The 25,409-nt window shown below is 67.2% G+C and carries 21 protein-coding genes; 12 read left to right on the top strand and 9 right to left on the bottom strand.

Going from position 1 to position 25,409, the window contains the following annotated elements; all coding sequences use genetic code 11:
- Positions 1-85: 85 nt before the first annotated feature.
- The 4 genes from ACEF39_RS06195 to creB all read right to left on the bottom strand — a co-directional run bounded on the left by ACEF39_RS06195 (position 86) and on the right by creB (position 4,091).
- Positions 86-496 (bottom strand): hypothetical protein, encoded by a 411-nt coding sequence (locus ACEF39_RS06195; RefSeq protein ID WP_500287331.1) that lies wholly within the window; start codon positions 494-496, stop codon positions 86-88.
- A 10-nt stretch (positions 497-506) separates the two neighbouring features.
- Positions 507-1,820, bottom strand: a complete 1,314-nt coding sequence (creD, locus tag ACEF39_RS06190; protein WP_500287330.1) for a cell envelope integrity protein CreD — start codon at positions 1,818-1,820, stop codon at positions 507-509.
- A gap of 81 nt (positions 1,821-1,901) precedes the next feature.
- Complete coding sequence (creC, locus tag ACEF39_RS06185) at positions 1,902-3,362, bottom strand: two-component system sensor histidine kinase CreC (RefSeq protein WP_500287329.1); 1,461 nt, start codon at positions 3,360-3,362, stop codon at positions 1,902-1,904.
- Positions 3,363-3,365: 3 nt separating this feature from the next.
- Positions 3,366-4,091, bottom strand: coding sequence for a two-component system response regulator CreB (gene creB, locus ACEF39_RS06180; protein WP_500287328.1), 726 nt, complete (start codon positions 4,089-4,091; stop codon positions 3,366-3,368).
- A gap of 35 nt (positions 4,092-4,126) precedes the next feature.
- Here creB and ACEF39_RS06175 point away from each other — a divergent pair, with 35 nt between their 5' ends.
- The 6 genes from ACEF39_RS06175 (at position 4,127) to ACEF39_RS06150 (ending at position 11,286) form a co-directional block, all read left to right on the top strand.
- Positions 4,127-4,984, top strand: coding sequence for a 23S rRNA (adenine(2030)-N(6))-methyltransferase RlmJ (locus ACEF39_RS06175; protein ID WP_500287327.1), 858 nt, complete (start codon positions 4,127-4,129; stop codon positions 4,982-4,984).
- A gap of 94 nt (positions 4,985-5,078) precedes the next feature.
- Positions 5,079-5,624, top strand: coding sequence for a GNAT family N-acetyltransferase (locus tag ACEF39_RS06170; protein ID WP_500287326.1), 546 nt, complete (start codon positions 5,079-5,081; stop codon positions 5,622-5,624).
- Between the two features lie 147 nt (positions 5,625-5,771).
- Entirely contained in the window at positions 5,772-9,236 is a 3,465-nt protein-coding gene (mfd, locus tag ACEF39_RS06165; RefSeq protein WP_500287325.1) for a transcription-repair coupling factor, read from the top strand.
- An 82-nt stretch (positions 9,237-9,318) separates the two neighbouring features.
- Positions 9,319-9,834, top strand: coding sequence for a hypothetical protein (locus ACEF39_RS06160; RefSeq protein ID WP_500287324.1), 516 nt, complete (start codon positions 9,319-9,321; stop codon positions 9,832-9,834).
- A 184-nt stretch (positions 9,835-10,018) separates the two neighbouring features.
- Positions 10,019-10,624, top strand: a complete 606-nt coding sequence (locus ACEF39_RS06155) for an HD-GYP domain-containing protein (protein WP_500287323.1) — start codon at positions 10,019-10,021, stop codon at positions 10,622-10,624.
- 101 nt (positions 10,625-10,725) lie between these two features.
- Positions 10,726-11,286, top strand: coding sequence for a hypothetical protein (locus ACEF39_RS06150; RefSeq protein WP_500287322.1), 561 nt, complete (start codon positions 10,726-10,728; stop codon positions 11,284-11,286).
- Positions 11,287-11,367: 81 nt separating this feature from the next.
- On the opposite strand, the gene ACEF39_RS06145 is transcribed toward ACEF39_RS06150, so the two are convergent.
- Complete coding sequence (locus ACEF39_RS06145; RefSeq protein ID WP_500287321.1) at positions 11,368-13,458, bottom strand: M13 family metallopeptidase; 2,091 nt, start codon at positions 13,456-13,458, stop codon at positions 11,368-11,370.
- 157 nt (positions 13,459-13,615) lie between these two features.
- A complete protein-coding gene (gpmA, locus tag ACEF39_RS06140; RefSeq protein ID WP_025873769.1) occupies positions 13,616-14,365 on the bottom strand; it encodes a 2,3-diphosphoglycerate-dependent phosphoglycerate mutase in 750 nt (249 codons plus the stop codon).
- Positions 14,366-14,459: 94 nt separating this feature from the next.
- On the opposite strand from gpmA, the gene nfi reads away from it, so the two are divergent.
- Complete coding sequence (nfi, locus tag ACEF39_RS06135; protein ID WP_500287320.1) at positions 14,460-15,140, top strand: deoxyribonuclease V; 681 nt, start codon at positions 14,460-14,462, stop codon at positions 15,138-15,140.
- 27 nt (positions 15,141-15,167) lie between these two features.
- Here nfi and ACEF39_RS06130 read toward each other — a convergent pair whose 3' ends face one another.
- Positions 15,168-16,142, bottom strand: coding sequence for a cation diffusion facilitator family transporter (locus ACEF39_RS06130; RefSeq protein ID WP_500287319.1), 975 nt, complete (start codon positions 16,140-16,142; stop codon positions 15,168-15,170).
- Between the two features lie 141 nt (positions 16,143-16,283).
- On the bottom strand, positions 16,284-18,530 hold the full coding sequence (locus ACEF39_RS06125; protein WP_500287318.1) for a TonB-dependent siderophore receptor: 2,247 nt from the start codon (positions 18,528-18,530) through the stop codon (positions 16,284-16,286).
- A gap of 287 nt (positions 18,531-18,817) precedes the next feature.
- Here ACEF39_RS06125 and ACEF39_RS06120 point away from each other — a divergent pair, with 287 nt between their 5' ends.
- On the top strand, positions 18,818-20,233 hold the full coding sequence (locus ACEF39_RS06120) for a GGDEF domain-containing protein (protein ID WP_500287317.1): 1,416 nt from the start codon (positions 18,818-18,820) through the stop codon (positions 20,231-20,233).
- 40 nt (positions 20,234-20,273) lie between these two features.
- On the opposite strand, the gene ACEF39_RS06115 is transcribed toward ACEF39_RS06120, so the two are convergent.
- The gene (locus ACEF39_RS06115; protein ID WP_500287316.1) at positions 20,274-21,458 is read right to left on the bottom strand and encodes an MFS transporter; all 1,185 of its coding nucleotides are present in this window, start codon (positions 21,456-21,458) and stop codon (positions 20,274-20,276) included.
- A 76-nt stretch (positions 21,459-21,534) separates the two neighbouring features.
- Between ACEF39_RS06115 and ACEF39_RS06110 the strand changes: the two genes are divergently transcribed.
- From ACEF39_RS06110 to ACEF39_RS06095, 4 genes are all read left to right on the top strand, one after another.
- On the top strand, positions 21,535-21,984 hold the full coding sequence (locus ACEF39_RS06110) for a winged helix-turn-helix transcriptional regulator (protein ID WP_500287315.1): 450 nt from the start codon (positions 21,535-21,537) through the stop codon (positions 21,982-21,984).
- A 74-nt stretch (positions 21,985-22,058) separates the two neighbouring features.
- Entirely contained in the window at positions 22,059-23,183 is a 1,125-nt protein-coding gene (locus tag ACEF39_RS06105) for a metallophosphoesterase (RefSeq protein ID WP_500287314.1), read from the top strand.
- Between the two features lie 132 nt (positions 23,184-23,315).
- Positions 23,316-23,987 (top strand): response regulator, encoded by a 672-nt coding sequence (locus ACEF39_RS06100; RefSeq protein WP_100464099.1) that lies wholly within the window; start codon positions 23,316-23,318, stop codon positions 23,985-23,987.
- A complete protein-coding gene (locus ACEF39_RS06095) occupies positions 23,984-25,363 on the top strand; it encodes a sensor histidine kinase (RefSeq protein ID WP_500287313.1) in 1,380 nt (459 codons plus the stop codon). The genes ACEF39_RS06100 and ACEF39_RS06095 overlap by 4 nt, the downstream gene beginning before the upstream one ends.
- Positions 25,364-25,409 lie beyond the last annotated feature (46 nt).

The following is a 25,409-nucleotide window of genomic DNA, read 5'->3' as shown; positions in this document are numbered from 1 at the left end:
TCCCACCGAAGAGCGGTGAGGACCAAGGTCCTCACCCACCAGAGGCCTGGTAGATCCACGCCATGCGTGGATGGCCCTTCCACCATCACGCCTCCCACCCCAGCCACAGCTGCGCGCGCTCCGGCAACAACAGCAGCCAGTGCCGCTGGTCGATGCTGCTGCAACCAAACACCGCCGCATGTTCCGGCCAGTCCGCTGGCAGCCCGTCGATACCGATCTCCGACAATGCTGCCGCCCCGGCCTTCCATGGCCGGTAACGGGGCACCTGGCCCGCGAGCGCGCCGCGTCCATGCCGCGCCTCCCGCAACCAGTCCAGCCCACGCCGCTGCAATCCCTCGCAGGTGATGGCGGCCAGCTGGAAGCGGACCAGGCCGGGCGCGATCCGTGCCCCCGGCAAAGCCGCCAGTACCCCATGGGCCTGCAGCAGCGCATCCACTTCCAGCAGGGCGGGAATGCCCTGTCGTGCCCGTTGCTGCAATCCTTGGCGCCACCCCATGGCCTGCTCCTTACTTCTGCTCGGCCAGGGCGTACCAGTCGACCCGACGGGTCACCCACATCGCCAGCGCGAGGATCACGAACAGCAGCAGCGACCCCATCAGCAGTGCATTGTTTTCCGACACCAGCAGCCCATACAGCGCGCCGTACAGCACGGTCAGCATCGCGGCGAAGCCCAGGCCCCGCTTCCAGTGCCCCAGCACATTGGCCAGGTACACCGCCTGCAGGCCGATGCAGGCCAGCGCGGAGACCAGATAGGCCTGCCAGAAGGCGATGTGCTCGGACAGGCTGATCAGCAGCAGGAAGAAGATCGCCAGCGCCAGGCCGACCATCAGGTACTGCAGCGGGTGGATGCGCAGCGACTTGATCAGTTCGAACAGGATGAAGCCAACGAACGTCAGCACCACGAACAGCACGCCGTACTTCGAAGCGCGGTCGGCCTGGGTATAAGTATCGACCGGGTCCACCAGCGAGACCTGCACGGCCTGCGCGTCCAGGTCATCGCCCTCGTGCAGTCGCTGCTGCGCGTCAGATGCCAGCGAGGAGACGGCCCAACGTGCATCGAAGCCCTGCGCATCCACACGCCGCTCGTTCGGCAGGAACGCACCGGCAAACGACGGGTGCGGCCAGCTGGAGCGCAGCGCGATCTGGTTGTCATCGCCTACCGGCACCACCGACAGGGAGCGGCTGCCGTCGAGCTGCAGCTCCAGTTCCACGCTGCTGGCCGCCAGGGTGCCTCCGCTGCGGGCGATGCCGGCGACCGGTGCATGCAACCCACGGCCCAGTGCGGATGCGCCGGCCACGCCCGGCAGCAGCTTGACCTGCTGCCCATCCACCCGCAGGTTCGGCGTACCAACCAGGCCGCGCGCATCGGACACACCCAGCGCAATGTAGGCCTCGCCATAGGTCGTGCCATCGTGCTCCGGGTAGTCGTCCTCGCTGAAGGTCGCCTTGAGTTGGCCATTCCAGCTGTACACCGGCACCTTGAACAGGCCCACCGAACGCTGGCCTGGCAGCAGCTCGCCGCTGATCTGCAGGGTGGCCGGCGGCTGCAACCAGTAACCCTGGGTGGTCTGCAGTTCGGTCTTCTTGTTGCCCTGCGCATCGACCACTTCCACCTGCTCGCGCTTGGACCACGGCACCACGCGCACCGGCCCGACCACGCGCTGGGTGCCGGCACGGCTTTCGGCCACCCGCGAGTAGGCCTCTTCGCGATAGGCGCTGCGCTCGGTGATGACGCTGCGGATCAGGAACAGCGGGATCAGCAGCAGCAGGATCAGGCCGCCGACAATGGCGAACCGCAGCAGCATCTTCAGGGATTTCATCGTCCGTCCTCGTTGGAGAGGACTGCAGGATGGACCGTGGCGGTGAGCAGGGTTTGTGGCGAATTTGAAGCGAGTGTGAAGTCAGCGCCGCGGACGCTGCCCCGGTATCGCCAGCGGCAGCCACAGGCTGGCCACGGTGCCGCCTGCTTCTCGCGGCTGCAGGCTGGCGCGGCCGTCATGCAGGCGCGCGACTTCCTGCACGAAGGGCAGGCCGAGGCCGGAACTGCGGCGGCCGGTGCCGGGTCGGGCCAGCGAATAGAAGCGTTCGAACACGCGCTCGCGTGCGTAATCAGGAATGCCCGCGCCACGGTCGGCAACCTGCAGGCGTACGCCCTGCCCGTCCCGTTGTGCATCCAGCTGCACCTGTGCCCCGGGCGGCGAGAACGCAATGGCGTTGTCGATCAGGTTGTGCAGCGCCTGTCGCAGCAGATAGCCATCGCCCTGCACGCGCAGATCAGGCGCCCGATCGATAAGCAGCTCGATACCTGCGGCCTGCGCGCGCACCTGCGCCGCCGCTGCGGCTTCCTGCAGCAGCGCGGGCAAGGCGATCGGATCACGGGTCTGCAACCAGCCGTGCTGCTCGACCTCGGCCAGCGCCAGCAGCTTGTCGATGGTTTCGGTCAGCCGCTCCTGCTGGTCGACGATGCTGCGGGCGAAATGCGCGCGGTCGGCGTCGGCCATCGGCTCCTGCAGCAGTTCGGCGGCACCACGGATCGCCGCCAACGGGCTTTTCATCTCGTGGGTCAGCGATTGCACGTACTGTTCGACGTACGCCTTGCCTTCCAGCTTGCGCCGCATCGTCTCCAGTGCCTGGCCAAGCTCGCCGATCTCATCGTTGCGGCGCTTCGGCGGTGGCACCGGTTCACCGGCGCTGACCGCCCGCGCATAGCGGCTGAGCTGGCCCAGGCCGTTGGTCAGCCACATGGTCACCAGCACGCCCACCAGCGCCGACAGGCCGATCAGCCACGCGCCACGTTCGATGATGGCGCGCTGGCTGGCGGCAATGAACGGGTCGATGCTGCGGTTCGGCTGGGCCAGGCTGAGCACGCCGATCAGGGTGCTGCCATCGACCGGGTCGTACACCGGCGCGGCCACGTGCATCACCGTATTGCTGTCATCACCCGGCGTTTCCGGGCTGGAGCGCGCACCATACTCGCCGCGCAGGGTGCGATAGACATCGTTCCAGCGCGAATTGTCGCGGCCCACGTCGCGGCCCAGCGAATCGTAGATCACGATGCCCTTGGCGTCGGTGATCGTCACCCGGTAGTCCAGCGCGCGCTTGGGGAAGCGCCAGACCATCGCCTTCAGGTCGCGCTGCCGGGCCTTGGCCAGGTTGCGGGTGAAGCTGCCGTTGCGGATGGTGCCTGCCTTGACGTCGGCGGCGGCCATCTCGGCCAGCACGTTGGCCGCATCCACCAGGGTCGATTCCATCGCCTGGCGCACGCCTGGCTTCACTTCGTTGACGAACACGCGCATCACGAAGAACGCGGCGATGCCCACGATCAGGAAGAAGCCCAGGAACAGTTTCAGGACCAGACGCACGCGTCAGACCTCCAGGGCGTAGCCGAGGCCGCGATGGGTGCGGATCGGTTCACCGCTGGCGCCGGCCGCACGCAGCTTGGCGCGCAACGTCTTGACGTGGGTGTCGACGGTGCGGTCAGCGCTGTCGGCGGCGCTGTCCCAGCCACGGTCCATCAGCTGGGCACGGCTGAGGATCGCGCCGGGGCGCTGCAGCAGCGCTTCCAGCAACGCATATTCATAGCGGGTCAGGTCCAGCGCGTGGCCCTGGAAGCGGATGCGACGGCCATCGCGATCAATGGCGAAGGCACCATGCTCCTGCCAGCCGGTCTCGGCGCCCGGGGCGGCCGGAGCGGGTATGGCACGCCGCAGGCGGGCGCGCACCCGCGCCACCAGCTCGCGCGGCGAGAACGGCTTGGCCATGTAGTCGTCGGCCCCCAGTTCCAGGCCCAGCACACGGTCGAGTTCGTCGTTGCGGGCGGTCAGGAAGATCACCGGCACCTGCGCCACCGGCCCCGGCAGGGCCCGCAGCCGGCGGCAGACCTCGAAACCACTGAGGTCCGGCAGGCCCACATCCAGCACCACCAGGTCGATATCGCCGGCCTGCAGCTGCTGCAGGGCCAGCCCGCCCAGCAGGCAATGGCTGGCCGCATAGCCTTCGCTGCGCAGCGCATAGAGCACGGTTTCGGCGATGGCCGCTTCGTCTTCGACCACCAGGACATGGGTAACAGGGGCTGTCATGGCGCGCAGCATAGCCGCTGCGGCCCGTGCCCCGTACACTGCCGCCCATGAACTATCGCCACGCCTTCCATGCCGGCAACCACGCCGATGTCCTCAAGCACATCGTGCAGTTGGCCCTGATCGACAGCTTCAAGCGCAAGGACAGCCCGTTCTTCGTGCTCGACACCCACGGCGGTGCCGGCCGCTACCTGCTGGCCAGCGAAGAAAGCCGCAAGACCCTGGAAGCCGAATCCGGGGTCATGCGGCTGATGGCCCAGCCCAAGCTGCCGGAGGTGGTCGAGCGCTACCTCAAGGCGGTGCAGGCCGACAATCCGGTCGGCGCGATGATCGCCTACCCCGGCTCGCCGCTGCTCAGCGCGCAGGCCATGCGCCCGCAGGACCGCATGGCGGTGTGCGAGCTGCAGGAGGATGAGGCCGCTTCGCTGAAGACCCTGTTCGCCCATGACAGCCGCGTCGGCGTACACCCTGGTGACGGCTACGCACTGCTGCGTTCGCTGCTGCCGCCCAAGGCCAACGGTGCCAAGATCGGCCGCGGCCTGGTCCTGATCGACCCGCCCTACGAAGCCCAGGACGCCGAGTACCAGGCAGTCCTCGCCGCGCTGGCCGAGACCCTGGCCCGCTGGCCGCAGGCCACCTGTGCGGTCTGGTTCCCGATCAAGCAGCGCCGCACCATCCTGCATTTCCTGCGAAAGGCCACCGCACTGCCGGTGAAGGCGGCGATGACCATCGAGTTCCTGATGCGCCCGGACGACTCCCCGCTGCGCCTCAACGGCAGCGGCATGCTGGTGCTCAATGCGCCCTGGCAGTTCGACCGCGTGGTCGGCCCGGCCCTGCCGGCCTTGCGCCAGCATCTGGGCGAGCCCGGTGCCAGCACCCGCCTGGACTGGCTGAAGACGGCCGAATAGGGCCTTCACGAGGCTGTACGACCGTGAGCCTTTCGTTCACGGAATGCAGCCCCGGTGATGACACAATCGATGGACCACCAAGGAATCACCCGGTATGGCCACTCGCAACCGCATGCCGCCCTGGCATGAGATCTTCAAGGCTCCCAGCGGCCACGAGCTGCTGATCCGCCCCATCCGTCCCGAAGATGGCGCGCCGCTGCAGGCCGCCTTCAGCCTGTTCGGGCCGGAAGAAATCCGCGACCGTTTCCTGCAATCGGTGACCGAGCTGTCACCGGAAACCACCCAGCGCCTGACCCACCCCAACCCGAAGACCGAGATCACTCTGGTCGCCGCCGAGTCGCTGCCGGCCGGTGAGGCCGTGGTCGGCGCGGTGGCCCGTGCCTCGATCATCCCCGGTACCCGCGAAGCCGAGTACGCAATCCTGATCAGCCGGTTCCTGATCGGTCAGGGCCTGGGCCGCCAGCTGATGCGCAAGCTGGTGAAATGGGGCCGCGGCAAGTACCTGGACCGCCTGTATGGCGATGTTGCTGCCGAGAACGAGCCGATGAAGCAGCTGGCCGCCTCGCTGGGCTTCAAGCCGATCCCCCACCCGAACGGAGCCGAAGGCCTGGTGCGGATGGTGCTGGAACTGGACAACTGACGGCAGTGCCGGGCCCTGCCCGGCACGCGTTCGGTAGCGCCGGCCGCTGGCCGGCTCCACGGATACCCCGCAGCATCATGAGCTGCCGGCCAGCGGCCGGCACTACGCAGCGGGCTTCGATCAGGCTTCTGCTAAAATCAGCGGTCAATGTCGCGTACTCCATTCCCCGCCCCGCCGTTGCCACGTGCCGGCCAGCTCCGCGCCTGGTGGCGCGCCCCCACCTCGCCCACTGCCCTGGCCTGGTATCTGGCCCAGGCCGCGCGCACGCATGACGCCCCGGTACTGGTGGTGGCCCGTGACAACCACGGTGCCAACCAGATCGAAGCGGATCTGCACACCCTGCTGGGAGGCGACCCGAGCCTGCCGGTGGTGGCGTTCCCGGACTGGGAAACGCTGCCCTACGACCGCTTCAGCCCGCATCCGGACATCATTTCGCAGCGCCTGTCGGCCCTGCACCGCCTGCCCACGCTGAAGCGTGGCCTGGTGGTGGTGCCGGTGCAGACCCTGCTGCAGCAGCTGGCACCCCGCAGCTACGTCATCGGCGGCAGCTTCAATCTTGAAGTCGGCCAGCGCCTGGACCTGGAAGCGGAGAAGCGTCGCCTCGAAAGCGCCGGTTATCGCAACGTGCCGCAGGTGATGGACCCGGGTGATTTCGCCGTGCGTGGCGGCCTGCTCGACGTCTATCCGATGGGCGCCGACGAGCCGCTGCGGGTGGAGCTGCTGGACGAGGACATCGATTCGATCCGTGCATTTGATCCGGAAAGCCAGCGCTCGCTGGACAAGGTCGAGGCGGTGCATATGCTGCCCGGCCGCGAAGTGCCGATGGACGACGCCAGCATCGCCCGGGTGCTGGCCACCCTGCGCGAGCGCTTTGACGTCGATACCCGCCGCAGTTCGCTGTACCAGGATCTGAAATCGGGCCTGGCGCCGGCCGGCATCGAGTACTACCTGCCGCTGTTCTTCGAGCGCACCGCCACCCTGTTCGACTACCTGCCTGCCGGCAGCCTGCCGGTGGTCTGCGTCGGCGCCGCTGAAGCGGCAGAGACCTTCTGGACGCAGACCGGCGAGCGCTACGAGCAACGCCGCCATGATGTTGAACGGCCGTTGCTGCCACCGTCGGCGCTGTACCTGTCGCCGGACCTGCTGCGCGAGCGCCTGAACGACGCACCGCGCATCGAAGTCTGGGCTGCCGATCACGCGCGCATTGCCGAGGCGCATGCGCTGGGCGACCAGCCGTTGCCGCCGCTGCCGGTGGCCGCGCGCGAAGCACCAGCCGGTGACGCACTGAAATCCTTCCTCGGCCATTACCCCGGCCGTGTGCTGATTGCCGCCGATTCGCCCGGCCGCCGCGAAGCCCTGCTGGAAGTGCTGCTGGCCGCCGAGCTGAAGCCGCCGGTGGTGGCCGACCTGCTCTCCTTCCTCGCCAGCGACGAACGCTTCGCCATTGCTGTGGCGCCGCTGGAAGACGGCTTCGCCTTGGATGCGCCGCACATCGCGGTGCTGACCGAGCGCCAGCTGTTCCCCGAGCGCGCAGGCAGCACGCGCCGTACGCGCCGTGCCGGACGTGAGCCGGAAGCGATCATCCGCGATCTGGGCGAACTGACCGAAGGCGCGCCGATCGTGCACGAGGACCATGGCGTCGGCCGCTATCGCGGACTGATCGCGATGGACGTCGGCGGCATGCCCGGCGAGTTCCTCGAAATCGAGTACGCCAAGGGCGACCGCCTGTACGTGCCGGTCGCGCAGCTGCACCTGATCAGCCGCTATTCCGGCGCTTCCGCCGAAACCGCGCCACTGCATTCACTGGGTGGCGAGCAGTGGAGCAAGGCCAAGCGCAAGGCTGCCGAGAAGGTGCGCGACGTGGCCGCCGAGCTGCTGGAGATCCAGGCCCGCCGCCAGGCGCGTGCCGGACTGGCACTGCAGGTGGACCGCGCGATGTACGAGCCGTTCGCCGCCGGTTTCCCGTTCGAGGAAACCCCGGACCAGCTGGCCGCCATCGACGCCACCCTGCGTGACCTGGCCAGCAGCCAGCCGATGGACCGTGTGGTCTGTGGCGACGTGGGCTTCGGCAAGACCGAAGTGGCCGTGCGTGCTGCATTCGCCGCCGCCAGCGCTGGCAAGCAGGTGGCGGTGCTGGTGCCGACCACGCTGCTGGCCGAACAGCATTACCGCAATTTCCGCGACCGCTTCGCCGACTATCCGATGAAGGTCGAGGTGCTGTCGCGCTTCAAGAGCGCCAAGGAGATCAAGGCCGAGCTGGAGAAGGTCGCCGCCGGCACCATCGACGTCATCGTCGGCACCCATCGCCTGCTGCAGCCGGACGTGAAGTTCAAGGACCTGGGCATGGTCGTCGTCGACGAGGAGCAGCGCTTCGGCGTGCGCCAGAAGGAGGCGCTGAAGGCACTGCGTGCCAACGTGCACCTGCTGACCCTGACCGCCACGCCGATTCCGCGCACGCTGAACATGGCCATGGCCGGCCTGCGCGATCTGTCGATCATCGCCACTCCGCCGCCGAACCGGCTGGCGGTGCAGACCTTCATCACCCAGTGGGACAACGCGCTGCTGCGCGAAGCCTTCCAGCGCGAGCTGGCACGCGGTGGCCAGCTGTATTTCCTGCACAACGATGTGGAAAGCATCGGCCGCATGCAGCGTGAGCTGTCCGAACTGGTGCCCGAAGCGCGCATCGGCATCGCCCATGGGCAGATGCCCGAGCGCGAACTGGAAAAGGTGATGCTGGACTTCCAGAAGCAGCGCTTCAACGTGCTGCTGTCGACCACGATCATCGAATCGGGCATCGACATTCCCAACGCCAACACCATCATCATCAACCGTGCCGACCGCTTCGGCCTGGCCCAGCTGCACCAGCTGCGTGGCCGCGTCGGTCGTTCGCACCACCGCGCCTATGCCTACCTGGTTGTACCGGACCGTCGCTCGATTACGCCGGATGCGGAAAAACGCCTGGAAGCAATCGCATCGATGGACGAACTGGGCGCCGGCTTCACCCTGGCGACCCACGATCTGGAGATCCGCGGTGCCGGCGAACTGCTGGGCGAGGACCAGAGCGGGCAGATGGCCGAAGTGGGCTTCAGCCTGTACACCGAGCTGCTGGAACGCGCCGTGCGCAGCATCAAGCAGGGCCATCTGCCCGACATCGATGCCGGCGAAGAAGTGCGTGGCGCCGAGGTCGAACTGCATGTGCCGGCGCTGATTCCGGACGACTACCTGCCGGACGTGCACACCCGCCTGACGCTGTACAAGCGCATTTCCAGCGCGCGCGACAGCGACGCGCTGCGCGAGCTGCAGGTGGAGATGATCGATCGTTTCGGCCTGCTGCCGGATGCGGCCAAGAACCTGTTCGCCATCGCAGAACTGAAGCTGCAGGCCAGCACGCTGGGCATCCGCAAGCTGGACCTGGGCGAGAACGGTGGCCGCATCGTGTTCGAATCCAAGCCGAACATCGATCCGATGGCGGTGATCCAGCTGATCCAGAAACAACCGAACCTCTATGCCATGGACGGTCCGGACAAGCTGCGCGTCAAGCATCCGCTGCCGCTGCCCGAAGACCGCTTCAACGCCGCACGTGCGCTGCTGCTGACCCTGGCCCTGCGCTGATCGATCTCCAAGGTTCCGGTCCGCCGCGGGCGGCAGACCGGCACCCTTTCCGTTTACCGCGCCCGCGACAAGGAGTGTTGCCGTGAATCGTTTCGCCCCCCTTCTGCTCGCCACCAGCCTGGGCCTGCTGGCCGCCTGCCACAGCGGCATGAGCAACCGCGATTACCTGCATGAGAATGTCGCCAGCTGGAACGGCACGGTCAGCATGGTCGAGCAATGGACCAACGGCCCGAACGGCGAGTCCTTCCATGCGTCGCTGCAGGATGGCAAGAGCATGCAGCAGCATCGCTTCGGCCTGAAGAACGCGCACCAGGAGATCGCCGACCGGCTGGTCTTCGTCCAGCAGTTCACCCATGGCAAGGACGCCGATGCACTGCACCAGAACCTGCTCGATTCCCTGAAGAGCACCGAACAGATGTTCGCGGTGATGGAACAGCTGGCTGCCCTGCCCGATGGCTACAGCGAAGAACAGGTCACCCCGCTGCTGCAGACGCTGGATGAGGCCGTGACCAAGATGGACGAAGACATGCAGACCCTGAGCGACGCGCAGGACGCTTTCGCCAAAGCCCATCGCATCCACCTGCAGACCACCGGCTGAGCCACGCCACCCCGGTTGCCGATGCGACCGGGGCGACGACACGCTGCGTGACTGAACGCACGGCCCCACGCGATACCGTCGATGCGCCCCGCGCAACACCGATGCGGGTACCCTATGCGCCGCCCCGGCCCGCTCTCGCGGGCCTTTCCGTTTTCTGCGCGGCTTCGCCGCGCCGCCAGTTCCGATGCCCCAGTCAAGACCTCCCGACCTCCTGCACGCGCAGGCCTGCCTGATCGACGCCCTGTCGATGTCTCTGCAGATGCGAGATGCCTATACCCGCCACCACTGCGACCGTGTGGGCCTTCTTGCACAGCACCTCGCCCTGCATTGCGACCTGGATGAGGAGGCCCGTGCGCAGGTCGGCCTGGCCGCGCGCTTCCACGATATCGGCAAGATCGGCATCCCCGACGAGGTACTGCTGAGTCCGCGCCGGCACAGCGATGAAGAGCGCGCGATCATGCGCGAGCACCCGGTGCGTGGCGAACACATCTTCCTGGCTACCGGCCGCAGCGATGCGGCGCCGGTCGCGCGCCTGATCCGCGCCCACCATGAAGCGTTCGATGGCAGCGGCTATCCCGATGGCCTGCAGGGCGAGAACATCCCGCTGGGCGCACGTATCGTCACCATCGTCGATGCTTACGATGCGATGACCAGTGCACGCCCCTATCGCGCAGCAATGGAGCATGAGACGGTGCTGCGGATACTCGATGAGCAGGCCGGTGGCCTGATCGATCCGTACGTGCTGCAGCGTTTCCACGGCATGCTCAAGCACGAACCGGCGCTGGCCTGAGCATTCACATGCCGGGCTGCGCCTCGCTTGCGCAGCCGCAGCAATCCTCGCAATCTGGTGGTCGACCAAAGACGGTCGCCTGCTTACGAGGAGCATCACCCATGAATGGAAACACCCGTATCACCGCACCGCTGGGCCTGTTGCTGTTGGCCCTGGCGCCGTTCGCGCAGGCCCAGCAGGAGAGCAACGCGTCCGCTGCCGCCTGCCTGTCGCGCAGCCAGATCACCGCTGGCACCTCGCCCGCCGCCCTGATGAACGCCCTGCCCCGCTGCGTGCAGGATGGGCGCATGCAGGACGCCATCGATCTCTACAACATCGCCGGCGTGTTCGCCCATTTCGATCGCCAGCGGGTCGCTGACGAGACCGGACACAGTGCCTACAACGCGCTGAAGGCGATGGCGGGTTCGGCCATGGGCGAGGAGAATCTCGGCCGTTTCGACAGCGCGTTGAAGGCGCAGCTGACCCCCGACAAGGCGCCCGCCTATGTCGCTGGCATCTGTACCTTCAGCAAGCGCGTGGGGCCGCCCTCGTATACCCCCACCTACATGCTGGCCCATGGCATGTCCAACTTCACCGGCACGGGTGGCGGCCTGGTGCCAGGCTTCGACCCGACCAGTGCATGGCAGGCAACGTTGTCGCAGTACCTGAAATGCCCGGGCTGAGCCGCAGCCGGTTGTAGTGGTTCCCAATGAAAAGGCCCGGCTTGCGCCGGGCCTTCTGCTTCACGCGTTGCGGGCGATCGGTTACCAGATCACCACGCGCTTGTCGTCTGCGCGCACCATCGCATCACCGGCCTTGCACTGGAACGCAGCGGCATAGGACGGCATGTTCGACGGCGCACCGTTGGCACGGAAGTTCGCCGGTGCGTGCGGATCGGTGTTCAGGCGCACGCGCAGCTCACCGTCGGTGAAGTTGCGGCGCCACACGGTGGCCCAGTTCATGAAGAAGCGCTGGTCCTGGCTGTGGCCGTCGACTTCGACGTTCGCCTTCGGGTTCTCCTTCAGCGCCATCTGCAGAGCATCGTAGGCCACGGTCAGGCCACCCAGGTCACCGATGTTCTCGCCCAGCGTCAGCTTGCCCTTCACGAACACGCCCGGCACCGACTCGTAGCCGTCGAACTGCGCGACCAGTTGGTCGGTGCGCTCGGTGAAGGCCTTGCGGTCGCTGTCGGTCCACCAGTTGTCGAAGTTGCCGTTGGCGGCGAACTGGCTGCCCGAGTCGTCGTAGCCGTGCATCATCTCGTGGCCGATGACCGCACCGATACCGCCGTAATTCAGCGCCGGATCGGCCTTGGCGTCGAAGAACGGCGCCTGCAGGATCGCCGCTGGGAACACGATCTCGTTCTTGGTGGCGTTGTAGTAGGCGTTGACGGTCTGCGGGGTCATGCCCCACTCGGTCTTGTCCACCGGCTTGCCGACCTTGTCCAGCATGTAGCGGTAGTTGAACGCACGCGCTGCCTGCATGTTGCCCAGGTAGCTGTCACCGTTGGTCTGCAGGCCCGTCCACTCACGCCACTTGTCCGGGTAACCGATCTTCGGGGTGAAGCTGGCCCACTTTTCCAGTGCCTTCTTCCTGGTTTCCTCGCCCATCCACGGCAGCTGCTCCAGGCGCGCCTTCAGCGCCACCGACAGGTTCTGCACCAGGTGCTGCATGGCCTCCTTGGATTCGGCCGGGAACACCGCATCGACATACAGCTGGCCGAGCGCTTCGCCCATGCCGCCGTTGACCGACTCCAGCACGCGCTTCCAGCGCGGCTGCATTTCCTGCTGGCCACGCAGGGTCTTGCCATAGAACTCGAAGTTGGCCTTCTCGAACTGGCTGCTCAGGTACGGCGAGGCATCGTCGATGGTGTGGAAGCGCAGGTACGACTGCCAGGTGGCGGCCGGCACGTCGGCCAGCATCTTGTCCATTTCGCTGAAGAAGCCCGGCTGGGCCAGCGAGAACTTCTGTGCAGCCGGCACCTTCAGGGTGTCAAACAGCGCGGTCCAGCTGAAATTCGGGGTCAGCTTGTCCGCGTCGGCGGCGCTGAGCGGGTTGTAGCGCTTGGCCGGGTCGCGCATCTCGATGCGCGACATCGAGGCCTTGGCCAGGCGGGTCTCGAACGCCATCACCGCCTTGGCCTGTTCGGCAGCCTGCGCGGCGTCAACGCCGGACAGCGTCAGCACCTGGGCGATATAGGCCACATAGGCGTCGCGGATCTTGGCCTGCGCGTCGTCGAAGTAATAGCCCTTCTCCGGCAGGCCCAGGCCGCCCTGGCCGACGTAGGCGATGACGTTGGCCGAATCCTTGTAGTCGGCATTGGCGAACAGCGAGAACAGCGCGCCCTGGCCCTGCGCCTGGCTGTCGCGCAGGTACTGGGTGATGGCGGCGGTGTCGTTCAGCGCAGTGATCTTGTCCAGCGTCGGCTGCAGCGGCGCCAGGCCGGCGGCCTCGATCTTCGCTTCGTCGTTGCCGGTCTTCCAGATGTCACCGATCTTGGCTTCCACCGAGCCGGCCTTGGCCTGGCTGGCGGCGGCCTGCTGCACCAGCGCGTGCTGCACTTCCAGCGAGCGCTCGCGCAGGATCTCGAAGCTGCCCCAGGTGGTCTGGTCGCCCGGCACCGGGTTGGCCTTCAGCCACTTGCTGTTGACGAAGCCGTTGAGGTCGGCGCATGCGGCGATGGACGGATCCAGATCGGCGCTGTTGAGTGAGATCAGTGCGGTCTTGATCTGCGACTGGTCGAACGCCGGCTTGGCGGCGTCGGCAGCGGGCGCGGTCTCGTTCTTGCCACAGGCGGCGAGCGAGGCGGCGATGGCGATGGTCAGGCCCAGCGGGACCAGATTGCGGACGTTCATGGCGATTCTCCAACGGCGAATCGTCCAGCGTAGCCGCTGCAGCGATGGTGGGGACCGGCCAAAGGTCACAGAGGGAACGCCCGTGGTCGCAACCGGGTCGGTGCGGACCGTTGGTCCGCGCCTACCCAGCAGAGGAATACCCACCAACGGTGGGTATCTACCGCGCCTTGCCCTGATTGGCGACAGCTTCAGCGGCCTTGCGTGCCGCCTCCGGGTCACCCAGGTAGCGGAACGACTTCACGGTGAGGTCGTCGTTCAACTCGAACAGCAGCGGGATGCCGGTCGGGATGTTCAGCTCGAGGATTTCCTCGCGCGACACATTGTTGAGGTACTTGTACAGCGCGCGCAGCGAATTGCCGTGGGCGGTGACCAGCACGGTCTTGCCGTCCTTCAGCTGCGGCGCGATGGCGTCGTGCCAGTACGGCAGCACGCGGTCCAGGGTGGTGGCCAGCGATTCGGTACCCGGCAGCGCGTTGCGGTCCAGGCCGGCGTAACGACGGTCATGGATCGGGTGGCCCGGATCTTCCAGGTCCATCGCCGGCGGCGGGATGTCGTACGAACGGCGCCACACCTTGACCTGGTCTTCGCCGTGCTTGGCGGCGGTCTCGGCCTTGTCCAGGCCCTGCAGGCCACCGTAGTGGCGCTCGTTGAGGCGCCAGGACTTGTTCACCGGCAGCCAGTCCTGCTCCAGCTCGGCCAACGCCCCCTGCAGGGTGTGGATGGCGCGCTTGAGCACGGAGGTGTGGGCAACGTCGAACTGCAGGCCTTCCTCGCGCATCAGGCGGCCGGCGGCAGCCGCTTCCCGGCGCCCCTGCTCGGTCAGGTCGACATCGACCCAGCCGGTGAAGCGGTTGTCCAGGTTCCACTGGCTCTGGCCATGGCGCAACAGTACGAGTTTACGGGTCACTGCAGGGTCTCCAACGCGAGGAAAGGCAGGCGGCCATTGTAGCCCCGGCGCCCGCTCACCGCGCCGTGGCGGTACGGATGTCATCCTGTGGCCGATGAATACCGTGATCGACCCCGGGCGCTGGGAAGGCAGCGTCAGCGCCGCCCGCGAGCAGCAGAAGCAGCTGGCCAGCCGCGTGCAGCGCCAGGACCACCTGCCCGCCACCGTGCGCTGGCTGGCCGGGCTGGATGTCGGCTTCGAGGAAGGCGGTGCGATTACCCGCGCTGCGGCGGTACTGCTCGACGCGGAGACCCTGCAGCCTGTGGCGCAGGACATCGCCCGCATCCCTACTGTGATGCCCTATATCCCGGGCCTGCTCAGCTTCCGCGAACTGCCGGCGCTGCTGGCCGCGTTGGCGCTGCTGCCACGCACGCCGGACCTGGTGTTCGTCGATGGCCACGGCATCAGCCATCCGCGCCGCCTGGGCATTGCCGCACACCTGGGCGTGGTGACCGACCTGCCGAGCATTGGCGTGGCCAAATCGAAGCTGGTCGGCCGCTTCATCGAGCCGGGCGCCGACGCTGGCGCGCATACGCCGTTGATGGATGGCAGCGAGCAGCTCGGCTGGGTGCTGCGCAGCAAGCTGCGCTGCAAGCCCCTGTTCGTCGCCGGCGGGCATCGGGTCAGCGCCGATACCGCGTTGGCCTGGGTGCAGCGCACGCTGCGCGGCTATCGCCTGCCCGAGCCGACCCGGCTGGCGGATCGGCTGGCCTCGCGGCGCGACGAACAGAGGTAGCGCCGGGCACCGGCCGCCACACCCGCTTCAGCGATGCACGTGACCGCGATGGCCCTGCGCATCGGCAGCTGCATGATCGTGCCCGGCGTGATCGTCGTCCTTCGCCGCCGACGGCTGGCCACAGGCTTCGCCGCAGTGGTCGGCTTCGATCTGCAGGGTCACGTGTTCGATGCCGAAATCATCGTGCAGGCGATCACCGAGTTCGCGCCGCAGGCGGTCGGCGTCGTCGCCTTCGCGCATCACGATGTGCGCGGTCAGTGCCGGCGTGCTGGACGCCAGCGCCCACACGTGCAGGTCATGCACGTCCAGCACTGCGTCGTGGTCGGACAGGCGGTCGCGGACCCTGGCCACGTCCATGCCCTTGGGCACACCTTCCAGCAGCACGTTGATGGCTTCGCGCATCAGCACGTAGGTGCGCGGCAGCACCCACAGACCGATCAGCACGGCCAGGATCGGGTCGATCGGCTTCCAACCGGTCCATTGGATCAGCAGTGCGCCGGCGATTACCGCCACCGAGCCGAGCATGTCGGCCCACACTTCCAGGTACGCCCCCTTGACGTTGAGGCTCTCGCCGCTGCCGGCCTGCAGCAGGCGCATGGAGATCATGTTGATCACCAGGCCGACTGCGGCAATGACCAGCATGCCGGTGGAGGCGATCTCCTGCGGCTGGCGGAAGCGACCGATGGCTTCCCACAGGATATAGCCGGCAACCACGAACAACATGGCGCCGTTGATCATCGCGCCCAGTGCTTCAAGGCGCGCATAGCCGTAGGTGCGGCGCGCATCCGGCGGACGCCGGCTCAGCCGCACGGCAACCAGCGCGATCATCAGCGCCAGGGTGTCGGTGGCCATGTGCGCGGCATCGGACAACAACGCCAGGCTGTTGGTCCAGAACGCACCGGCCACCTCCACGACAAGGAAGGTGGAGGTCAGGCCGAGCGCCCACCACAAGGGTTTCTCGTGGCGGATCTCGGATGGCAGGTGATCGTGGTCGTGACCCATGGCAACAGCTCCTTTGCGATGGGAGGCAGGCTACGCCGGCGGGCGTTGGGAAACTATCACGGTGTTTATAACATTGCAGGCATGCACCACTGGCGCGAAGCGGGAGGGTGCCGGCCAACGGCCGGCACCACCGCCTGATGATCAGAACCCGAAACGCAGGCTCGCCCAATACGCGCGGCCGGGTTCGTTGTAGGTCGCCGCACCGGCATCGCTGCTGTTGGCCTCGCGGAACAGGCGCTTGTCGGCCAGGTTGTTGACGCCGAAGCCCACGCTGACCGTGTCGGTCACCTTGTAGCGCGCGCTCACGCCCCAGACGTTGTACGCACTGCGGGTCTGCAGCACGGTGGACGCATCGCAGTTGGCCGTGCAGCGCGGATCATTGTTGATGTTGGCCGTGGCCGGTTCCTGCTTGCCGTAGAAAGTGCCGATCAGCAGCAGCGACAGCTGCTCGGTGGCCTGCCAGTCCAGCATGGTGTTGACGGTGTACTTGGGAATCACCGACAGCGGCTGGCCGGTGCTCTTGTTTTCGTTCTCCACCATGTAGGTGAAGTTGTTGCTCCACTTCAGGCGGTCGCCCTGCTCGCCCAGCAGCGGAATCACCAGGTTGCCCTCAAGCCCCTGCACGATGGCCTTGGGTGCGTTCTCCCAGCGGAAGATGCGGCCCTTGCTGTCGGCCGTCAGGCCGATCTGGGTGTAGCCGGCCTGGATCTTGTCCTTGTAGTCGTTGTGGAAGTAGGTCAACGAGGCCTGCCAGCCGCTCTGCGGTGCCCACTCCACGCCCAGTTCCTTGTTCAAACTGGTCTCTGCGTTGAGATCCGCATTGCCCTGCATGTAGCAACCGGCACCCAGGCTCGGCAATGCGTTCGGGCAGCCATTGCCACGGGTGTAATACAGATAGTCCGGGTTGGACTGGTACAGGTTCGGCGCCTTGAACGCGCGCGCGATGCCGCCCTTCACCACCCAATCGCTGTTGAGCCGGAACTGCGCGTTGAGGCTCGGGCTGGTGTTGTTGCCGAACTGGCTGTGATGGTCGAAACGCAGGCCCGGGGTCACGATCCAGCGCTCGCCCAGGTAGATGTTGTCTTCCACGTAGACGGCGGCGGTCTGTGCATCGGACTTGCCGCGTGCGCGATCGGCCGAAAGGCCCGGAATGCCACCACCGCTGCTGCCGGACTGGCTCATCGAATACGGATCGGTCAGCCGGCTGTCGAGGTACTCGAAGCCCAGCGTCCACACGTTTTCCGCACCGCCGAGGGTAGTCGGGAAGCTGACCTCACCGTCCAGCTGGTAGTTGCGCAGTCGCGAGGTCGACCAGTCGGCGCCATTGAAGCTGCCCTCCGGGCCGCCGGCCAGGCCTTCGTTGATGCGCGAATTGTTGACCCCTTCCACTGCTGCCGTCAGCCGCGAGCTGACATCGCCCCAGCGTCCGCGATGGGTGATCGCGCCGGTGGTGCGGTACATGCGGTTGGTCTCGGCCTGCTGCTCGGCCAGCGCGGCCAGGTCGACACCGGTTGAGGTACCGGTGGTGCTGACCGCACGATCGCCGGCATAGATGTTGCCCTGGCGGCTGGTACCCGCCTCGAACTCGACCACCTGGTTGGCGGTCACGTCCCAGCGCAGCAGCGCGTTGACATCGCGGTTCTTGACGCCTTCGCGGCCCGCCGGCGGTACCGCGTTGGCAGCGGTGGCGAAGTTGCGGTTGAGATCCAGCGAATCGGCATCGGTCTTGTTGAGGTTGCCATACAGCCGGAACGACAGCGTGTCGGTCATCGGCCCGCTCAGCTGCAGGCCGACGCGCTCGCTGCCACCCTCGGCGCTGTGTTCGGGTACCAGGCCGTACAGGTCAACCGCGCCGGTCAGGTCACCGGTCGGGCGCTTGGTGATGATGTTGACCACGCCACCGGATGCACCCGAGCCATAGCGCGCCGCCGCCGGGCCGCGCAGCACTTCGATGCGCTCGATCATTTCCGCCGGCACCCAGTTGGTATCACCGCGCGTGTTGCGCTCGCCACTGCGGCCCATGCGCACCGCATCACGTGCACCCACGCGCTTGCCATCGATCAGGATCAGGGTATTTTCCGGCCCCATGCCGCGCAGATCGATCTGCCGGTTGTTGCCGTACTGGCCCGACGCGCTGTTGCCGGTCAGATTGACGCCGGGCATCGTACGCAGCAGTTCGGCGATGTCGTTGACCGGCGGTCGCTTGGCGATGTCTTCAGCGGTGATGGTGGAGGTGCCCAGCGCCTGCCGCGCGATCTGCGAGGCAGTGACATGCACGGTATCGATATCGGCGGCATCGGTTTCCGCGTGCGCGGTAATCGTACCGGCAGCCAGCAGCGCGGCGACGGCGAGCGCCAGCGGGCGCGGTGAAAGAGTGGTTGCAGGCATGTTCTGGACCTTCTGGCAGGGCAGCGGAAGCCTCTGGCATAGGGCACGAGGCGGCGACGGGGGAGGCGGAACGATCACTGCGGGATGCGCGCAGCTCGGTTCCTGCCGTCATTTTTTCACAAATGCGAGTGATTCTCAAATGCGTCAACGCATTGCAGCAACGGCCGGCATGTGCTCTGCCGGCGTTTTTCGGCCTGCATGGCGCTTAAACTGGTCGGCTTCCCTGCCATCAACCGTCGACAGCCGTGGCCGATACCGTGGTCTGTTGTGCGCCGTTAGAGATCGACGTGGATACACCCCAACTGGACGAAGCCAGCCAACCGCTGGCTCAGGCCTGGCAGCAGTGTCTGCTGCTGGCCGGCCCCGCCGCCGCCGCGCTGCTGCACGCCGTTGCCGCCGATGCACCGCCGACGCTGGCGCAGCGCTTCTACGAAGTGCTGCTGCAGGACACGCGTGCGCGCCGCTTCCTGTCCCACGAACAGGTCAAGCAGCGCCTGCAACCGGCGATGCAGCGTTGGCTGGCCCAGCTGCTGACCACCGATGCGGATGGCATTGCCGCTACCGTCGCCGCACAACGGGTGATCGGCGATGTGCACGCGCGGGTCGGCATTCCGGTGGACCTGGTGGCCCGCGGTGCGCGCGTGCTCAAGCACGAGCTGTTCATCCGCCTGCGCGCCGACGCCGCTGACAACGACACCGCCTTCGCCGCCATCGATTGCCTCAGCGCGATCATGGACATCGCCATGGAAGGCATGACGCTGGCCTATACGCACGCCCGTGAGCGCTCATCGCGCACCGATGCGGCGTACCGGTTGTTCTCGCTGGTGCAGAACGTCAGCACCGAGCGCGAGCGCCAGCGCGCCCTGCTGCTGGATTGGGAAAACAGCCTGCTGTACACCCTCGCCGGCCATGCGACCGGTGCCGACAACGCCAGTCTGGCGAGCTCGGAATTCGGCCTGTGGTTCACCCACAAGGGCATTCCCAGCTTCGGCGAAAGCAGCGAGACGCAGCAGGTCGGGCAGTTGATGGCGCGCATCGACAGCCGCCTGCAGCGCGCCACCGATGAAGATCCGACACGACGTCTGGCCGCTCTGCCGGCGATCCGCGAAGACCTCGCCACCATCCGCAACCTGATGACCCTGCTGTTCGAACGCATCGGTGAACTGGATGCGGGCAGCGATGCGTTGACCAACCTGCTCAACCGGCGCTTCCTGCCGACCGTGCTGCGACGTGAGATCGAGTTATCCACGCGCAACCACACACCGTTCTCGCTGTTGTTGCTGGACCTGGATCATTTCAAGGCGATCAACGATGGCCACGGCCACGACGCTGGCGACCGCGCGCTGCAGCACGTTTCTGCCCTGCTCGGCCAGCAGACCCGAGGCAGCGACTACCTGTTCCGCTATGGCGGCGAGGAATTCGTGGTAGTGCTGGTGGCGGCGAGCGAGTCGCAGGCGGAGGTGATTGCCGAAAGCCTGCGTCGGCAGATCGCACAATCGCCGATCTCCCTGCCCAATGGACAGACGTTGGGCCTGACCGCCAGCATCGGCGTGGCCGGACACGATGGGCATCCCGATTACGAGCGGCTGATGGCGCGCGCCGACGCGGCGATGTATGCCGCCAAGCGACAAGGCCGCAACCGGGTGGTGGTGGCCGACGAAGCACTGCCCGAGGCACCGGGGCGACGCGCGCTGCAACGTTGAGCCTGCAGCGCGCGCGGTAGGGCGTCGAACAGCCTCGGCGCTACAGGGCGGCCTTACGCGGAATGCGCCACGCCGCCCACCACGCCAAGCCCAGCAGGGCGATTCCCGCTCCCAGCGCGCACACCGCCGGCCACCCGTAGCGCGCCTGCATCCAGGTGCCTGCGGCAGCGCCCGCACCGCTGCCCACCGCATAGAACAGCATGTACAGCGCCACCAGGCGCCCATGCTGTTCGGCCGGGGCACGCAGCAGCAGGGCCTGGTTGGACACATGCAACGCCTGCCCGCCCAGGTCCAGCACCACCACGCCCAGCAGCAACAGCGCCAGCGAGTGCGGCAGGCCCAGCAGCGGCACCCAGGCGACCAGCATCAGCAGCAGCGCCCCCAGGCTCACCCGGTGGGCAAGGCCACGATCCATCCAGTGCCCGACCCGCGCCGCCAGCAGCGCGCCGATGATGCCAGCCAGGCCCAGCGCGCCGATGCCAGCGGTCGACCAGCTCAGGGGCGGCGCCGACAACGGCAGTGGCACCGCCGCCCAGAACACATTGAGACCGGCAAACAACAGCAGTGCCAATGGCCCACGTTCACGCAGCGCCCGATCCTGCAGCAGCATCTGGACCATGGAGCGCAGCAGCTCGCGCCACGCCGGCGGCAATGGAGGCACCGGCACGTGCGGCAGTCGCCGCCACAGCAGCAGCGCCAGCGCTGCCATCAACAGTGCCGACAGCAGGTACACCGCGCGCCATCCCGCCACGGCGGCGACCGCGCCGGACACCACCCGTGCCGACAGCAGGCCGATGAACACACCGCCCTGGACCATGCCAACCACCCGCCCGCGTTGCTCCGGTGCAGCGAGGTTGGCGGCGTAGGCGATCAGCCCTTGGGTCAGCGCGGTACCGAGCAGCCCCGCCAGCAGCATGCCCGACAGCAACCATGCGGTGCTGCGGGCGGCGGCCAGCCATAGCAGCGCCACCACCAGTGCCAGCAACTGCACCCGCAGCAGTCGGCGACGGTCGCCACGGTCGGCCAGCGGCAGCAATCCGAGCAAGGCCAGCACGCTGCCTACCTGGGTGGCAGCCAGCAGTGCGCCGGCCACCGCAGCATCCAGGGCGAAATCGTGGGCCAGGCGCTCCAGCAGCGGCTGCGCGAAGTAGACGTTGGCCACGCTGGCACCGGCAGCAATGGCGAGAAGGCCCAACAACGGGCGTGACAGCGAAGGCATCATCATTGTAGTTGCAATTTGAAACCACGTGCACGGTAGCGCCACTGGTTTTAAACTGCAACCACGCCTGAGGAATTCCGCCATGCACGCCAACAGCCCCTGCCCCGTGGCCCGCAGCGCCGATCTGCTTGGCGACCGCTGGGCGTTGCTGATCATCCGCGACGCCTTCGATGGCATCAGCCGATTTGGCGATTTCCAGCGCAGCCTGGGCGCGGCGCGCAACATCCTCAGCGACCGTCTACGGCGACTGGTCGAGGCCGGGCTGCTGGTGCAGCAGCCTGCCGCCGATGGCAGTGCGTACCAGGACTATGTGCTGACCGCGGCCGGCCAGGACCTGTTCCCGCTGCTGGTCGCCCTGCGCCAATGGGGAGAACGGCATCGCTTCGCCGCTGGCGAGGCGCACTCGCAGCTGATCGAATGCAGCAACCGCCGGCCGCTGCCCTATATGCGACCCCACGGACGCGACGGCCAGCCCCTGCACGCCGCCGATACCCGCGTGCGCAAGCTCAAGGAAGCAGGCGGCCGGGCCTGACCCGCCCGTTCACGCACACCGGCGACGTCCCCGGGCAGTTAGCATCGCTCGTCTCCTGCCGCTGGATGCCGCCGATGCCGAACTGCGCCCGAACCGTTTCGATCCTGCTGCCGCTGGCCTTGCTGCTGGCCGCACCACTGGCCTCGGCCCGCGACGTCGCAGCACCCGCAGAACACGTCGGCAGCGACGGCCCTTACGTGTTCCGTGAAGGCACGCAGCTGAAAGCGCAGTGGATCTGCCAGGACCAGGTGGAAACCCATACCGTGCACGCCGGCAGCGACGGCGCGGACGTTGCCGCGCACTGCGGCTACGTGCATGCGGTGCATGTGCTGCCGCCGAATGCGCCGTCGGTATCCGTGCTGCCGGCGGTGCCGCGCATCGTCGCGGTGTCCGACATCCACGGCCAGTACAAGTTGCTGGTTCGCCTGCTGCGCGCCAACCGGGTGATCGACGCGCAGGACCGCTGGACACTGGGCACGGACACGCTGGTGATCGCCGGCGACGTGTTCGATCGCGGCCCACAGGTGACCGAAGCGTTCTGGCTGCTGTACGGCCTGCAACAGCAGGCGGCGGCCGCCGGTGGCGCGGTGCATTTCGTGCTCGGCAACCACGAGACCATGGTGCTCTATGACGACCTGCGTTACGTCAACCCGAAGTACCTGCGCAGCGCGCAGCTGCTCGGTCGCAGCTATCCGCAGCTGTATGGTGCCGACTCGGTGATCGGCCAGTGGCTGCGCACGCGCCCGGTGCTGCTGCAGATCGGCGATACCCTGTTCCTGCACGGCGGCATCTCGCCCGACGCCGTGCAGATGGCATTGGACCCGGCCCGCACCAACGCCGCCTACCAGGCCTCGCTGGGCGTTCCCAAGGCCGAGGTGAAGGCAGATCCCGCCACTGCACCGCTGTACGACGGCAAGATCAGCCCGATCTGGTACCGCGGCTACTTCGACGGACGCCTGGACACCCCGGGCGTGCAGGCGGTGCTCGATCGCCTCCAGCTCAAGCGCATCGTGGTCGGCCACACGTCCATGCCACACGTCAGCAGCTTCCACGATGACCGCGTGATCGCCATCGACAGCAGCATCAAGAATGGTGAGAACGGCGAACTGCTGTTCATCGAGGACGGCAAGCTCAGTCGCGGCCTGCTGGACGGTTCGCGGGTGCCACTGGCCAAGGGCGAGCCCGGCCTGCAGGACTGAACGAAGGGCCAGCGTCGGGCCTGCCCAGGTCCCCCACGCCCGCCACCTGCACCCGGTTTGCCGCTACCCTCGGCAGCCGAGAGGCCCGCCCTGCCCCCCGGGGCGGCCCATCCGCCCCCAGGAGCCCCGCGCATGCGCGTTCTCATCGCAGAAGACGACCCCGACATCGCCTCCGGCCTGTGCGCCTCGATGCGCCGGCAGGGCCACGTGGTCGACCACGTGGACAACGGCGCGCATGCCGATGCCGCACTGAATTCCACCCAGTACGCATTGCTGGTGCTGGATCTTGGCCTGCCGCAGCTGGACGGCCGCGACGTGCTGCAACGGTTGCGCCAGCGCGGCGATGGCCTGGCCGTGCTGGTGGTCACCGCACGCGATGGACTGGCCGAGCGCGTGCGCGTGCTCGACCTGGGAGCCGACGACTACCTGGTCAAACCCTTTGCGCTGGACGAATTCGAAGCACGCGTGCGCGCGCAGCTGCGGCGGGTCACCAGCAACGGCAACCCTGACCTGCGCATCGGCCGGCTGCGCCTGGACCTGACCGGGCACCGGGTGTGGATAGACGAGCAGACGCTGGAGCTGACCGCGCGCGAATTCGGCCTGCTGTCCGCCTTGGCGGTGCGTGCCGAGCGCATCGTCTCCCGTGCGCAGCTGGTGGAGGCCCTGTGCGACTGGGGCCAGGACCTGACCGACAATGGCCTGGACATCGCCCTGCATCGCCTGCGCCGCAAGCTGCAGCCGGGCGGCATGGGCATCCGCACGGTGCGCGGGCTGGGCTACATGCTGGAAGACGCCGGCGCGTGATCAGCGGACCGCCCAGCCTGCGACGGCGCCTGCTCGCCTTCCTGGCGCTGCCGATGCTGGGCCTGCTGACCTTCAACACGCTGCTGGCGTACTACGTGGCGCTGGACTACTCCAACCGCATCCACGACCGCAACCTGACCGACGACACCGTATCGTTCGCACAGATGCTCAGCACCATGCCGGTCAGCAGCGACCTGTCCCCGCAGGCACGTTTCCTCATCGAGTACGACCCCGACGGTCACCGCTACTTCAACGTTGACAGCAGCCGCCTGGGCACCATCGCCGGCAACGCCGATTTCAGTGCCTACGCACCGTCGCAGGACTGCAGCGGCACGCACCCGGCGCTGTACGAAGGCGAGTTGAACGGCCAGCAGGTGCGCATGTCGACGGTCTGCACCCAGGCGATGAACGATCCGCAGGACCAGCTGGCGGTGACCGTGGCCGAAAGCATGGCCGACCGCCGCCAGCGTGCACGCGAGATCCTGATGATCGTCATTCCACTGATGGCCATGCTGGCCCTGGGAATGGCGGCACTGGTCTGGTTCGGCGTCACCCACGGCCTGCGTATTCTGACTCCGCTGACCTCGCGCCTGGCCCAGCGCCGCGGCGAGCTGGCACCGATTTCCGACGCCGACGTGCCCGAGGAAATCCAGCCACTGATCAGCACCATCGATGGCCTGTTCGCGCGGCAGGCGGAAATGATCACGCTGCAGAACCGCTTCATTGCCGATGCCGCGCACCAGTTGCGCTCGCCGCTGGCGGGCATGGCACTGCACGTGGACCAGGCACTGGCCCACGGCGATCCGGAGACCGTGCGCGAAGCGCTGCAGAACATCCGCCGGCTCAACCAGCGAACCGCCCGCGTCAGCACCCAGCTGCTGGCGTTGAGCCGTGCCCAGACCGTGCCGGAGACGGTGGAGGCGCTGGACCTGTCCGAACTGGTGCCGCAATGGGTGGGCATGCGCGTGCCCGAAGCGATCCGCGATGGCATCGACCTGGGCTACCTGGGTCCGCAGCAGCCGGTGCGGATACTGGGCAACGGCGCACTGCTGCACGAGGCGCTGGACAATCTGATCGACAACGCCCTGCGCTACGCCGGCGTGGATGCGACCGTCACGGTGGGCGTGCAGACCCTGGACGACAACGATGTCGAGCTGTACGTCGAAGACAACGGCCCGGGCGTACCCGAGGACGTGATGTCGCGGCTGGGGGAACGTTTCTTCCGCGCGCCCGGCACTGCCGCCAGCGGCACCGGCCTGGGCCTGGCCATCGCCCATGAGGCCGTCGAGCATCTGGGCGGGCGCCTGGGTTACCTCAACCGTCCCGGTGGCGGCCTGAAGGTGTCCATCACCATACCGTTGCTGAAGGGCCCTTGATCCAGCCGGGCCGTTGAAAGGTTGCCGAAAATCGCGCTTGCGATGC

The sequence above is a fragment of the Stenotrophomonas indicatrix genome (assembly GCA_041545745.1).
GTDB lineage: Bacteria > Pseudomonadota > Gammaproteobacteria > Xanthomonadales > Xanthomonadaceae > Stenotrophomonas > Stenotrophomonas indicatrix_A.
Note: the sequence above shows the minus strand (reverse complement) of the source record. Positions and strands in the feature narration are given on the sequence as shown.

Excerpts from the sequence above, each read along its gene's own strand:
- ACEF39_RS06195 (WP_500287331.1), bottom strand. The coding sequence starts at position 496 with ATGGGGTGGCGCCAAGGATTGCAGCAACGGGCACGACAGGGCATTCCC.
- creD (WP_500287330.1), bottom strand. The coding sequence starts at position 1,820 with ATGAAATCCCTGAAGATGCTGCTGCGGTTCGCCATTGTCGGCGGCCTG.
- creB (WP_500287328.1), bottom strand. The coding sequence starts at position 4,091 with ATGCTGCGCGCCATGACAGCCCCTGTTACCCATGTCCTGGTGGTCGAA.
- ACEF39_RS06175 (WP_500287327.1), top strand. The coding sequence starts at position 4,127 with ATGAACTATCGCCACGCCTTCCATGCCGGCAACCACGCCGATGTCCTC.
- ACEF39_RS06170 (WP_500287326.1), top strand. The coding sequence starts at position 5,079 with ATGGCCACTCGCAACCGCATGCCGCCCTGGCATGAGATCTTCAAGGCT.
- mfd (WP_500287325.1), top strand. The coding sequence starts at position 5,772 with ATGTCGCGTACTCCATTCCCCGCCCCGCCGTTGCCACGTGCCGGCCAG.
- ACEF39_RS06155 (WP_500287323.1), top strand. The coding sequence starts at position 10,019 with ATGCCCCAGTCAAGACCTCCCGACCTCCTGCACGCGCAGGCCTGCCTG.
- ACEF39_RS06150 (WP_500287322.1), top strand. The coding sequence starts at position 10,726 with ATGAATGGAAACACCCGTATCACCGCACCGCTGGGCCTGTTGCTGTTG.
- ACEF39_RS06145 (WP_500287321.1), bottom strand. The coding sequence starts at position 13,458 with ATGAACGTCCGCAATCTGGTCCCGCTGGGCCTGACCATCGCCATCGCC.
- nfi (WP_500287320.1), top strand. The coding sequence starts at position 14,460 with ATGAATACCGTGATCGACCCCGGGCGCTGGGAAGGCAGCGTCAGCGCC.
- ACEF39_RS06130 (WP_500287319.1), bottom strand. The coding sequence starts at position 16,142 with ATGGGTCACGACCACGATCACCTGCCATCCGAGATCCGCCACGAGAAA.
- ACEF39_RS06125 (WP_500287318.1), bottom strand. The coding sequence starts at position 18,530 with ATGCCTGCAACCACTCTTTCACCGCGCCCGCTGGCGCTCGCCGTCGCC.
- ACEF39_RS06115 (WP_500287316.1), bottom strand. The coding sequence starts at position 21,458 with ATGATGATGCCTTCGCTGTCACGCCCGTTGTTGGGCCTTCTCGCCATT.
- ACEF39_RS06110 (WP_500287315.1), top strand. The coding sequence starts at position 21,535 with ATGCACGCCAACAGCCCCTGCCCCGTGGCCCGCAGCGCCGATCTGCTT.
- ACEF39_RS06105 (WP_500287314.1), top strand. The coding sequence starts at position 22,059 with ATGCCGAACTGCGCCCGAACCGTTTCGATCCTGCTGCCGCTGGCCTTG.
- ACEF39_RS06100 (WP_100464099.1), top strand. The coding sequence starts at position 23,316 with ATGCGCGTTCTCATCGCAGAAGACGACCCCGACATCGCCTCCGGCCTG.